The organism is Amycolatopsis vastitatis (assembly GCF_002234595.1).
In the GTDB taxonomy this organism is placed as follows: domain Bacteria; phylum Actinomycetota; class Actinomycetes; order Mycobacteriales; family Pseudonocardiaceae; genus Amycolatopsis; species Amycolatopsis vastitatis.
This window is the reverse complement of record NZ_NMUL01000048.1, coordinates 28,359-40,132: the sequence shown is the minus strand read 5'-3', so window position 1 is coordinate 40,132 and position 11,774 is coordinate 28,359. Positions and strand designations below refer to the sequence as shown.

Sequence of the window (11,774 nt, the reverse complement as noted above, 5' to 3'; positions counted from 1 at the left end):
GGCCGGACAACGGACCGGACAATGGGTACCGAGAAAGTGCTCCACAATGACGAACTCCCGCGACGCGGCGGACGAACCTTCCGGCGCCGGCCGTGGCGCGGTGACGATCACCGACGTGGCGAACGCCGCCGGTGTCTCGGCGAGCACGGTGTCCTACGTGATCACCGGGAAGCGGACGATCTCCGCGGCGACGAGACGGCGGGTCGAGGAGACCATCCGCACCCTCGGCTACCGGCGCCGCGCCGGCTCGCCCACCACCCGCGCCGGAGTTCTCGCGGTGGCGGTGCCGCTGCACGGCGACCGGCACCCGGGGGTGGAGATGGAGTTCTTCGCCGCGGCCGCGGGCGCCGCCCGCGAGCTCGGCTTCGACCTGCTCCTGGTCACCGACGACGAAGGCACGTCCGGCCTGCACCGGGTGACGTCGGCCGCGCTGGCCGACGCGGTGATCGTGCTGGACGCCGGTGACGACGACCCGCGGGTGCCCGTGCTGCTCGCCTCGGGCCGCCCCGCGGTGCTGGTCGGCGCACCCGGACGGCACCACGGCCTGGCTTCGGTGACGCTCGACTGCACGCCGGCCGGTCAGGCCTGCGCCACCCACCTCGCCGACCTCGGCCACCGCTCGATCGCCCACCTCGAGCCGTCGGCCGCGCCGCCGGGTCGCCGGGCGGGGTACCTGACGGACTTCGCCGAAGGCTTCCGCATCACCGCCGCCCGGCGCGGCGTGCGCGTGGTTTCCCGGCCGTGCGCGCCGGCGGCCGAAGACGTCGGCCGTTGCCTGGACGACGTCCTCACCGCCGGCGACGTGACCGCGCTGGTCGTCCACGACGAGGCGGCCCTGCCCCCGGTCCTGGCGGCGCTTAGGGACCGTGGGCTGCGGGTCCCCGCCGACGTCTCCGTCGTGGCCGTGTGCTCGGACACCGTGGCCCGGCACCAGCCGATCCGGCCGGCCGCGGTGGTGATCCCGGCCCGCGAGCTGGGCGCGCTGGCCGTCGAACTGGCGGTGCGCCGGCTCGACGGTTCCGCGGCAGGCCCGGAAGCCGTCACCCCGTCCTTCGTCCCCGGCGAAAGCACCGCGGCCGCCGTTCGTTGAAAGCGCTTCCCCGCACCGCGGGCCGTCCGGAACAATTAGGCCGATCCACCGAACCCATTGCGCCTGCCGGCCGTATTTCCCAGTGAGGCCGACGACGCGGACGGGGGAATACCGGTGGCAGCGAAAAAGGCAGTCCTGGCCGGGCGGTACCACCTGCTCGACCCGCTCGGCGACGGTCCCGCGGGCACGGTGTGGCGGGCCCGCGACGAGCTGCTCGACCGGTTCGTCACCGTCAAGCGGCTGCCGCCCGGCTGCCCGTTCGACGCGGCCCACTCGGACCGCGTCCGGGCCAAGGCGATCCGCGAAGCGCGCGTGGCGATCCGGCTGCGGCACCCGCACGCGGTGGTCGTGCACGACGTCTTCGAGCAGGACATCACCCCGTACGTCGTGACGGAGTACCAGGCGACCCGGACGCTGGCCGACCTCCTCGAACGGCACGGGAGCTTCCCGGCGGACCGCGTCGCGGCGCTCGGCGCCCAGCTGGCTTCGGCGCTGGCGGCCGCGCACGCCGGTGGCATCCTGCACCGCGGGATCGGACCGGACCGGGTGCTGGTCACCGCGGACGGGACGGCGAAGATCGACGGCTTCGGGCTGGGGGACGGCCCGTTCCCCGCCCCGGAGGCGGCCGCGGGCGCGTCCCCGGCGTGTCCCGCGGACGTCTTCTCCCTCGGCGCCACCCTCTACTTCGCCCTCGAAGGGCGGCCGCCCGGCACCGGCGTGCCGCCGTCGGCCGGCGGGCCGGTCCTCGACGCCGTGCTCGCCCTGCTGCGGCACGAGCCGGCGGCCCGGCCGACGATGGCCGAGGCGGAACGGACGCTCACCGGCCTCGCCGTGGCCCGTCCGCTCGCGGAGCTCCGGGCCCGGGACACACACGCCCGCACGCGCGCCCTGGTGACCGGCACCGTGCTCGTCGTCGCCCTCGGCACGGCGGTGACGGCCCACGCCGCCCTCCGCCGCCTCGCCCTCCGCTTCACGACCCAGCCGCAAAGGTGACTACGTCGTCGGCCTGTAATAGCTGCCGTACGGCTGGTAAAACGTCGGGTCGATCGCCGAAGGCGGCGCGTCCACCGTTTCGGTGACCGTGCGGGTGCCGACGAACGTGATCGGCACCGATACCGCGGGCTGGTTCGCCGGCACCCGTTCCGGATCGTCGCTCACCGCGAACGAAATCAGTGCGAACGCGCTCAGCACGGTCACCACCGCCGCGCCCGCCACCAGCCACCTCGTGAAGACATCCGGCTGTGCGCGGCCCTTTTCCAGCGCATCGGGTGGCGGGGAATTCTCCGCGCGCACCCGCTGAATCAATTCCTGAACCGAAATCTGCTGCCTGGCCGTGGCCCCCGTCGGGCGCGTCAACCGAACCACCTCCGATTCCCCACATGCGAAGAGTCGCATGTCCCGTTCGCGGAGAGTAGGAGGTGATCCACTTCTTGTAAATCCCGAGATCGCGATCCGGTCGTTACCATTTCGACACAACCGGATCCGCATTTCGGCCGTACCCCGAGAAAAGCGAGTTCGAATTCGACGATTTCACTCCGCCGCGGGTTCCGGCACCGCTCCGCAGGACTCGCGCACCGCGAGCGTCGGCCAGAGCTGCAGGCGGTGCACGGGCCGCTCGGTCGTGTCGGCGAGCCGGGCCAGCGCGAGCTCGGCGGCCACCGCGCCGAGCCGGTGCTTCGGCGGGCACACCGCGGTCAGCGGCGGGTCCGACGCCGCCGCGACCTCGTCGTCGTAGGAGACCACCGCCAGCTCGCCGGGCACCGCGATGCCGCCGTCGCGGGCCCGTTCGATCAGGCCGATGGCCTCGCGGTCGGCGTGCACGAGCAGGGCGCCGACGCCGGCCCGGCGGCAGCGGTCCAGCAGGGCGTCGTACTCGGCCGCCCAGCCCCGGGAGCCGTAGGCCGGCACGTCGAGGTCCAGCGCCGCGCCGGCGTCCAGGCCCAGTGACGCGATCGTCTCGCGCCAGCCGGTGCGCACGGCCGGGCTGTGCGGGCTGGAGCGCGAGGTGACGAGCCCGACCCCGCGGTGGCCCAGGGAAACCAGGTGGCGGACGGCCAGTCCCGCGCCGAGCGCGTGCGCCGTCGTGGCGGCGTCCAGGGCCAGGGTCGGCAGCTCCGGCGGGGGCAGGCGTTCGACGAGCACCACCGGGACGCTCAGCGTGCCCAGCCAGCGCAGCAGGTCCAGGGCACCGCGGCCGGTGGTGGCCGGCGCGGCCAGCAGCGTCTGCACCCCGCGCTCGAGGAGCTTGGTGATCTGACGGCGGTCCTCCGCCGCGTCGTAGCTGGAGGCGCGCAGGACCAGCCGTCCGCCCGCCGCGGCCACAGTGGACTGGGCGCCCTGGATCACCGTCGGCCAGTAGTACTCCACGGACGGCGCGACCATCCCGACCAGCGCGCCGGGCACGGCCGGGCCGAACACGGCGGCGGGCCGCCCCGGCTCCGGGTGGCCGCCGCGGGGCCGGGTCAGCGTGACCCCGCCGTGCACGCGCGTCAGCAGCCCGCGGTCGGCCAGCTCGGTGACGTCCCGGCGCACGGTGACCGCGGTGACGCCGAGCCGCTCGACCAGCTCGGCGAGCCGGATCGCGCCGTGTTCGCGCACCAGCGAAAGGATCAGCTGGTGCCGTTCGGACGCGAGCATCACCGGACCTGCTCCAGCCGGACCCGGGCCGGGCCCTCGCGCACCAGCAGCGTGAGGCGGCTGAGGTGATCACCCCAGCTCGCCCGCAGCAGGGGGTCGTCCAGCGGCCGCACTTCGAGTTCCGGGGTGGTGTGCCGCGAGTCCCAGCTCAGCCGCAGCACCCGCGTTCCGGCGAGGGACACGAAGGCTTCGCCGTCCCCCAGCTCGACGTCACCCGCGAGGACGTGCCGCAGCCGGACCGGCCGGATGCTGTCGTCGTCCTCCACGAGGACGTACGCCGGCGCGTCGCGGACCAGCCGCACCGACCGGATCCAGCGGGGCACACCCGGATAGGCCCCGGCGAGGTCCGCGGACAACGTGGCCCCGGCCGCGGTGAGGTCCACCCGGACGTCTCGCGCCCCGAAGGTTTCCCCGGGTTCCTGCGTGACGCCCGGCTCGGGCACGTTGTGCCACTCGCCGCGCAACGGCCAGGCCCGGTACCGGTCCGGTCCGAAGCTGTCCGCGGTGTAGGTCGGCTGGCCGACGTCCACCACGACCGGTACTCCGTCGACGGCCACCCAGTAGGACCCGACGTCGAGGTGGTTGTGCCGCTCGCCGTTGTGCCCGGCCTTGACCGCCACGGTCAGCCCGCGCGGAGTGCCCGCCGTCTCCCTGGCCACCAGCACCTGCACCCGCGGCAGCCATTCCTCGCGGGCGAGCCAGGTCCCGCCCGGTTCCGCCTTCCGCCAGTCTTCGTCGAGCAGACCGCTCAGGGCGCGGCCCAGCCCGGCCTGCGGCCACACGAGCCGCCCGCCTTCCCGTGCCCGGCTCACCGCGTGTGCGCGAACCTCGTCGTCGGACAGGCGCTCGCCCCAGCGGTACAGGACGTGCCACGGCTGGGCCGGGGGCAGGCGGGCCGGGGCGTCTCCGGCGTTGACGTACGCGTCGCCACCCAGGTGCATCCGGTGCGGGAAGCGGACCAGTTCGGGCAGCACGGGGAGGTCCCCTGCGTCGGCGAGCAGGTCGAGGCACTCCAGCAGGCGGCAGGCGCCGTGCCACCAGTAGGCGACGCCCTCGTCGATGCCGCCGTCGTCGGGCAGGACCGCGACGTAGTGCTCGAGTCCTTCGGCCACCAGCCGCACCAGCCGTGAGCGCCGCTCTTCGTCGGCCACGAGCAGGAGCGCGGCGGTGAGGACGCCGCTGTGGATCCACGGGTTCCAGTTGTGCGCGTCGCCGTCGAGGCCGAGCCAGTGCCAGTCGCGGACGCGCTCGAACGGCGTCAGGACGCGGACGTCGACCTCGCGCCGCAAACGTCTGCGCAGCCCCGGGGCGCGGAGGTCGAGGTGCGGGCCCAGCACGTGGTCGGCCCAGGCGAACAGGGACGCGACCTCGGCCGCGCCCAGGTCGAGGAACGGGTCGTCGGGATCGGCCAGCACTTCCCCGCGTGCGGACGCGTGCCGGTCGTGCGGTGCCCAGCACCACGTGGTCGCCTCCGCGAGCGCGACCAGCCCGTCGATCGCGCCGTCCAGGAACGGCACCGGGCCCGGCGGCACCTCGCCGGTCAGCACCGCGGCCAGGACGAGCAGCGTCACGCGTTCGCGCAGCTCGCGGGCCGCGTCTTCGTAGTCGGTCCGGACGCCGTCGCGGAACGTCCTGGCCCACGCCGTCGCCGTCAGGACCGGTGCCGGACGCGCGAGCACGGCCTCGGCTTCGGCGAGGATCGCCTCGCCGTCCACGGCGTCCCAGGCCGTCCGGTCGCGCACGTCCGGGACCGGTGGCCGCCGGGCCGCGGAACCGTCGTCGAAGAGCCCCACGATCTCCAGCACCTTTCGGTTCTGATCGTTTGTGATCGTTTCTGACGCAAATTGTTGACTCGCACTATGGCACACCCCGACAGTGACAGCCATCACTTCGACGGAGGAGCAATGAAGCTTCAGGGGTTCACCCGCCGGACGTTCCTGTCCGCCTCGGCCGGGCTCGCGGCCGGCGGTTTGCTCGGCGCGTGCGGGTCGTCGACGACCACCGCAGCCGGCGCCACCCGCGTCAGCGTCTGGTCCTGGCTGACCGGCATGGACAAGTACGTCGCCGCCTTCAACGCCGCACATCCGGACATCTCGGTGGAGCTCAACGTGATCGCGTCCGGCCTCAAGGGCGGCTACGCCCAGCAGACCAACGCGCTGCGCGCCCACAACGCACCGGACATCCTGCACGCCGAGTACCAGGGCCTGCCGCAGCTGCTCACCACGGGCGGCCTGCGGGACCTGACCGACGACCTGGCCGACCTCGAGCGCGGCTACTCCCCCGCGGCTTGGCAGGGCGTCCGGCCCGGCGGCCGCACCTGGGCCGTGCCGATGGACCTGGCACCGATGGTCCTCTACTACCGCAAGGACCTGTTCGACCGGCACGGTATCGCCGTCCCGCGCACGTGGGACGAGTTCCGCGCCGCCGCGCAAGCCGTGAAGAAGGCCGACCCGGCCGCGCGCGTGACGACGTTCCCGCTCAACGACGGCTCGTTCTTCGCCGGGATGTGCTGGCAGGCGGGCGATCCGTGGTGGCGCGTCGACGGCGGCTCGTGGCGGGTGAACATCAGCGGCGAAGGCACCGTGCGCACGGCGGACTTCTGGCAGGGCATGATCCGCGACGGCCTGGTCGCCACCGCGCCGACCGGCGACCAGGACTGGATCGGGGCGATGCACCAGGGCCGGCTGTGGGGCCTGCTCGGCGCTTCCTGGAGCGTCGGCACGCTGAACAAGTCCATCCCGCAGGACAAGGGCCGGTGGGCGGTCACCACCATGCCGACCTGGGACGGCGTGCCGGCCAACGGCGTGCAGGGCGGCAGCGCGTTCGCCGTCTCCGCCGAAAGCAAGGTGCCCGAGGCGGCCGTGAAGTTCCTGCGCTGGCTGAGCACCGACCCAGCCGTGGCGAAGATCGGCACCACGTTCACGACACCCTTCCCCGGCTACCTGCCGAGCCGGGACGTCGCGAGGAAGGCGTACAAGGGCGGGTTCTTCCTCGGCACCCCGGTGTACGACGTGCTCGACGAGGCCGCGCTCCGCGTCCCGGACTGGACGTGGGGCCCCAACGCCCTGCGCATCTTCTCGACCGTCGTCGACCGCATGTCCGGGGTGAAGACGGGCGGCACGACCCTGGCCACCGCCGTCCGGCAGACGCAGGCCGACGCCGTCGCCGCGCTCCGCGAGCGGGGATTGACCGTGCTGGAAGGAAAAGCCTGATGACCGTCCTCACTCCGGAGCGCGCCGCGAGCACACCGGCGCGCTCAGGCCGCCCAGCCGCCCCAGCCCGCGAGCGACGTGGCCGCGGCCGCGCCGGCCTCACCCTGGCGGCCCCGTTCGCGATCCTGCTGACGCTCACCGTGCTCGTGCCGATCGGGTACGCGCTCTACCTGAGCCTGTTCACCGACCGGTTGTCCGGCCTGGGGTTCTCCGGCCCGCACCAGGCCTTCGTCGCCCTCGGCAACTACCTCGACGTCCTCACCGACAGCGCGTTCCACGCCAGTCTCGGCAACGTGGCGCTGTTCGTCCTGGTGCACATCCCGATCATGCTCGGCCTCGCGCTCCTCCTGGCCCTGTTGATCGACTCCACCGTCGTGCGGCTCAAGCGGGTCTGGTCGCTGGCGGTCTTCCTGCCCTACGCGGTCCCGACCGTGATCACCGGGCTCGTCTGGGTCTACCTCTACAGCCCGAACTCCGGGCTGACCGCGCTCCTGCCGTTCGACCCGCTGGGCAAGACCGGCATCCTGCCCTCGATCGTGAACATCGCGACCTGGCAGTGGGTCGGCTACAACATGATCATCTTCTACACCGCGTTGCAGGCCGTGCCCCGGGACGTCCTCGAGGCCGCGCGGGCCGACGGCGCCGGCGGGTTCCGGACGGCGTGGTCGATCAAGGTCCCGATGATCCGGCCGACCATGTTCGTCGCCCTGGTCTTCACCGTCATCGGTTCCCTGCAGCTGTTCACCGAACCCCTGGTGCTGCGCGGGTTCACCGGGTCGGTGACGAGCACCTGGTCCCCGAGCCTCTACGTGTACGAAGCCGCGTTCATCGCCAACGACTACGGCCGCGCCGCCGCCGCGTCCGTGCTGCTGGCCGTCGTTTCCGCCCTGCTCTCGGCGCTGGTCATGCGCCTGTCCGCCCGGAGGTCCCGGTGACCCTGTCCCCCGCCGCTGCGACATCCGAGACTTCGCCTCGGGCCGGGGGCTCCGCCACCCGGAACCCCCGGAAAGCGGGTTCGCGGTGGACGTCACGCACGGTCGTGCACGTCCTGCTGGTACTGGCCGCGCTCTACGCGGTGCTGCCGCTGGTCTGGCTGGTCACCTCGGCCACCAAGTCCGTCGGCGACTTCTCCACGACCGGCGCGTTCGAGTTCGGGCAGTTCAACCTCGGCGCCAACCTCAGTGCCCTCTTCACGCAGGAGAACGGCGTCTTCCTCGCCTGGATCCGCAACTCGCTGCTCTACGCCGGCCTCGGCGCGGTGCTCGGCTCGTTCATCTGCGCGGCGTGCGGGTACGCGATCGCGAAGCTCGACTTCCCGGGACGGCGCGCGCTGTTCGCGGTGACACTGGCCGGGGTGCTCGTGCCCACCACGGCGCTGGCGTTGCCGCTGTACCTGCTCGCGTCACAGCTCCACGTGGTCGGCACGTTCTGGGCGGTGTTCGTCCCCTTGCTGACCAACCCCTTCGGCGTCTACCTCGCCCGCGTCTACGCCGAGGCCGCGGTGCCCGGTGAGATCCTGGAAGCCGCCAGGACCGACGGCGCGGGCGAGCTGCGCACGTTCTTCACCATCGCGCTGCCGATGATGCGGCCGGGCCTGGTGACGATCTTCCTGTTCCAGTTCGTGGGCATCTGGAACAACTTCTTCCTGCCGCTGGTGATGCTCACCGATCCGAAGCTGTTCCCGATGAGCCTCGGCCTGTACCAGTGGAGCACGCGCGTGACCCAGTTCCCGCAGTACAACCCGCTCGTCATCACCGGCTCCCTGCTGGCCGTGCTGCCGCTGGTGGTCGCGTTCGTCCTGCTGCACCGGCAATGGCGGTCCGGGCTGGCGGCGGGCAGCGTCAAGTGACCCGTCGTCCGGAAACCCTGCTGGTGATGGCGCACGACACGATGGAGGTGCAGTTCGGCGAAGCGGAACTGGCCCGGTTGCGGGCCACGGCCCGGCTCGGCGAGCCGCTGTGCACGGACGAACTCGCTTCGGCGCGGGTCCGGGCGCGGCTGGCGGAGGTGGAGGTGCTGATCACGTCGTGGGGCTGTCCCCCGCTCGACGACGCCGTGCTGCGCGCCGCGCCGAACCTGCGGGCCGTGCTGCACGCGGCGGGCAGCGTCCGCGACCACGTCGGCGCGGCGGTCTTCGACCGGGGCCTGCGGGTCACCACCGCCGCCGACGCCAACGCCGAACCGGTCGCCCAGTACACCCTGGGCGCGGTCCTCTGGGCGTTCAAGAAGGTGCCGTTCCTGGCCGCCGACGCCCGGAAGTTCCGGGAGGACTGGCGGTACCGGGACCAGCGGGGCGAGCTGTCCGGCCGGGACCGGACGGTCGTGCTGGTCGGCTTCTCCCGCGTCGGCCGCCGGGTCGCCGCGCTGCTGCGCGGGCTCGACATCGCCCGTGTCCTCGTCGTGGACCCGGTGGTCGGCGCGGACGAGATCCTCGCGGCCGGTGCCGAGCCCGCCGGCCTGGCCGAAGCCCTGCCCCAGGCCGACGTGCTGAGCCTGCACGCGCCGTCGCTGCCGGAAACCCGGCACCTGATCGGCGCCGCGGAGCTGGCGGCCCTGCCACCCGGTGCGGTGCTGATCAACACCGCCCGGGGCGCGCTCGTCGACACCGCGGCGCTCGAGCACGCCTGCGAGTCCGACGGCCTCCACGCCGTCCTCGACGTCACCGAGCCGGAGCCGCTGCCCGCCGGTTCGCCGCTCTACGACCTGCCGAACGTGGTGCTGACGCCGCACATCGCGGGGTCGCTGGGCTCGGAGACCCGCCGCATGAGCGCGGAGGCGATCGGCGAGCTCGAGCGCTACGCCGCGGGCCTGCCGCCCCGGGCCCCGGTGACCCGGCATTCCCTGGCGGTGCAGGCATGACCGCCGTCGAGGACCGGCGGCTCTCGCCGTACACCGGCTGGACGCGCGGGCACTGGACGGCGCTGGCGGACCGGCTGCTCGCGGCGGCGGGCCGGTACCGCTCCCCGGCCGGCGCCCGGATCGACCTGCCCGGCCCGGCCAGCCGCAACGGCCGCGTCTCCGACGGGCTGGAAGGGTTCGCCCGGACCTTCCTGCTCGCCGGCTTCCGCGTCGCCGGGGAGGGCGGCGCGGACCCCGGCGGCCTGCTCGAGCAGTACGCGCGCGGGCTGGCCGCCGGCACCGATCCGGCCTCGCCCGAGGCGTGGCCGCGGCCCGACGAGCTCGGTCAGTCCAAAGTGGAGGCCGCGTCGATCGCGCTGGTGCTCCAGCTGACCCGGCCGTGGCTGTGGGACCGGCTCGACGACCGCGTCCGGGACCGGGTCGTCGCCTGGCTCGCGACGGTGGTCGGGCAGCCGTACCCGCCGATCAACTGGGTGTGGTTCCGGATCGTCGTCGAGTCGTTCCTGCGCGAGGCGGGCGGCCCGTGGTCGGCGGCGGACGTCGAGGAGGACCTCGCCGTGCACGCCTCGCTGAGGCGGCCCGGCGGCTGGCTCAGCGACGGCGACGAGCGCGCCTACGACCACTACACGGGCTGGGCCCTGCACCTGTATCCGTTGCTGTGGACGCACTTGTTCGACGTCACCGGCAGCCTGTGCCCGGGTTCCCTGCGCCACCAGTGGGCCGCGGACCTCCGGGACTACCTCGACGACGCCATGCGGCTCGTCGGCAGCGACGGCTCGCCCCTGCTGCAGGGCCGCAGCCTGGTCTACCGCTTCGCCGCCGCGGCGCCGTTCTGGGTCGGCGCGCTCACCGGGACTTCCCACCTGTCCCCCGGCTTGACGCGCCGCGTGGCCGGCGGGATGGTGCGGCACTTCGCCGGCGCTGCGGAACAGGACGGGCTGCTGACCCTCGGCTGGCAGCACGCCTGGCCCGCGATGCGCCAGGCGTACTCCGGGCCGGGATCGCCGTATTGGGCGGCCAAAGGGATGCTGGGCCTCGCCCTGCCCGCGAACCATCCCGTGTGGACGGACGTCGAGGAGCCGCTGCCGATCGAAACCGGGGACGTCGCCCGGGTCGTCGCCGCGCCCGGCTGGCTGGTTTCGGGACGGCGCCGCGACGGCATCGCCTTGGTGGTCAACCACGGCACGGACCACGCGTGCCCGGGCGACCAGCGGGCCGACTCCCCGCTCTACGCCCGGATCGGGTATTCGACCGCGACGTTCCCGCTCGCTTCGGTGCCCGACAACACGGTGGTCGTGCTCGACGCGGACGGCCGGGCGAGCCACCGGGCGGGGTTCTCGACGTGCTACGCGACCGAGCTGCCGGGCGGTGTGCTGGCGGCGGCGTCACAGGGCCGCGTCCGCTGGGTCGACACCGCGGGCGACGACTCGCCGGACCACGGGTCCGGCCGCGGCGGCCCGGTGGTGCCGGGGCCGCTGCTGACGGTGGCTTCGGTGGTGCGGCGCGGCGTCGAGGTCAGGCTCGCGCGGCTCGACAGTGCCGAGGGCGCGGTCCGGTCGCTGCGGCTCAGCGGGTGGCCGGTGGCCGGTGACACGCCGCCGGCGACCCGGAGCGGCGCCGAGGTGTCCGCCACTGCCGAGACCCCCGGCCTCCGTTCCACGCTGCGGAACCTGCGCGGCTTCACCATCGCGGACGTCACCGTCGAAGCCGGTACCTCGCCCCTGGGCGAGTGGGCCGCGGTCCCGTCCCTCGCCACCGAAGGCGCCCCGGCTCCGGGGACAGTGCTCGCCGCCGTCGTCATCCTCGACCGCGGTGGCCCGGACGATCCCGACCCCGCCCTGACCGTCGCCGCCGACGGCCGGGGCGGCCACCACGTCACCCTCACCTGGCCCGACGGCGTCACGGCCGAAGCCGCCTTGCCCGCACCGGAATGACCTGACGGGGAGGGGCATCACCGCGATGCCCGCCGGATCACG

General features: G+C 73.7%; 10 protein-coding genes. 7 read left to right on the top strand and 3 right to left on the bottom strand.

Annotated features, from left to right (window positions below; genetic code table 11):
- Window positions 1-46 precede the first annotated feature (46 nt).
- Window positions 47-1,090 carry a LacI family DNA-binding transcriptional regulator gene (locus CF165_RS39105; protein WP_093952637.1) on the top strand — a complete coding sequence of 348 codons (1,044 nt, stop codon included), beginning with the start codon at window positions 47-49 and terminating at the stop codon, window positions 1,088-1,090.
- Window positions 1,091-1,204: 114 nt separating this feature from the next.
- Complete coding sequence (locus CF165_RS39100; protein WP_240521980.1) at window positions 1,205-2,083, top strand: serine/threonine-protein kinase; 879 nt, start codon at window positions 1,205-1,207, stop codon at window positions 2,081-2,083.
- Here CF165_RS39100 and CF165_RS50570 read toward each other — a convergent pair whose 3' ends face one another.
- The 3 genes from CF165_RS50570 to CF165_RS39085 all read right to left on the bottom strand — a co-directional run bounded on the left by CF165_RS50570 (window position 2,084) and on the right by CF165_RS39085 (window position 5,532).
- Window positions 2,084-2,446, bottom strand: a complete 363-nt coding sequence (locus CF165_RS50570; RefSeq protein ID WP_143268768.1) for a hypothetical protein — start codon at window positions 2,444-2,446, stop codon at window positions 2,084-2,086. It lies immediately after the preceding gene.
- Window positions 2,447-2,620: 174 nt separating this feature from the next.
- A complete protein-coding gene (locus CF165_RS39090; protein ID WP_240521979.1) occupies window positions 2,621-3,727 on the bottom strand; it encodes a substrate-binding domain-containing protein in 1,107 nt (368 codons plus the stop codon).
- Window positions 3,727-5,532 carry a heparinase II/III family protein gene (locus tag CF165_RS39085; RefSeq protein WP_240521978.1) on the bottom strand — a complete coding sequence of 602 codons (1,806 nt, stop codon included), beginning with the start codon at window positions 5,530-5,532 and terminating at the stop codon, window positions 3,727-3,729. Before CF165_RS39085 ends, CF165_RS39090 begins: the two co-directional genes overlap by 1 nt.
- 99 nt (window positions 5,533-5,631) lie before the next feature.
- Here CF165_RS39085 and CF165_RS39080 point away from each other — a divergent pair, with 99 nt between their 5' ends.
- From CF165_RS39080 to CF165_RS39060, 5 genes are all read left to right on the top strand, one after another.
- A complete protein-coding gene (locus CF165_RS39080; protein WP_093952634.1) occupies window positions 5,632-6,939 on the top strand; it encodes an ABC transporter substrate-binding protein in 1,308 nt (435 codons plus the stop codon).
- Window positions 6,939-7,874, top strand: a complete 936-nt coding sequence (locus tag CF165_RS39075; protein ID WP_093952633.1) for a carbohydrate ABC transporter permease — start codon at window positions 6,939-6,941, stop codon at window positions 7,872-7,874. The genes CF165_RS39080 and CF165_RS39075 overlap by 1 nt, the downstream gene beginning before the upstream one ends.
- 104 nt (window positions 7,875-7,978) lie before the next feature.
- The gene (locus tag CF165_RS39070; protein ID WP_093952632.1) at window positions 7,979-8,788 is read left to right on the top strand and encodes a carbohydrate ABC transporter permease; all 810 of its coding nucleotides are present in this window, start codon (window positions 7,979-7,981) and stop codon (window positions 8,786-8,788) included.
- The gene (locus tag CF165_RS39065; RefSeq protein WP_093952631.1) at window positions 8,785-9,798 is read left to right on the top strand and encodes a hydroxyacid dehydrogenase; all 1,014 of its coding nucleotides are present in this window, start codon (window positions 8,785-8,787) and stop codon (window positions 9,796-9,798) included. The genes CF165_RS39070 and CF165_RS39065 overlap by 4 nt, the downstream gene beginning before the upstream one ends.
- Window positions 9,795-11,732 (top strand): DUF2264 domain-containing protein, encoded by a 1,938-nt coding sequence (locus tag CF165_RS39060; RefSeq protein WP_093952630.1) that lies wholly within the window; start codon window positions 9,795-9,797, stop codon window positions 11,730-11,732. The genes CF165_RS39065 and CF165_RS39060 overlap by 4 nt, the downstream gene beginning before the upstream one ends.
- Window positions 11,733-11,774: the final 42 nt, after the last annotated feature.

Bases quoted from the DNA above. Each gene is read 5' to 3' on its own strand.
- CF165_RS39060 (WP_093952630.1), top strand. From the start codon at position 9,795: ATGACCGCCGTCGAGGACCGGCGGCTCTCGCCGTACACCGGCTGGACG.
- CF165_RS39090 (WP_240521979.1), bottom strand. From the start codon at position 3,727: ATGCTCGCGTCCGAACGGCACCAGCTGATCCTTTCGCTGGTGCGCGAA.
- CF165_RS39075 (WP_093952633.1), top strand. From the start codon at position 6,939: ATGACCGTCCTCACTCCGGAGCGCGCCGCGAGCACACCGGCGCGCTCA.
- CF165_RS39080 (WP_093952634.1), top strand. From the start codon at position 5,632: ATGAAGCTTCAGGGGTTCACCCGCCGGACGTTCCTGTCCGCCTCGGCC.
- CF165_RS39105 (WP_093952637.1), top strand. From the start codon at position 47: ATGACGAACTCCCGCGACGCGGCGGACGAACCTTCCGGCGCCGGCCGT.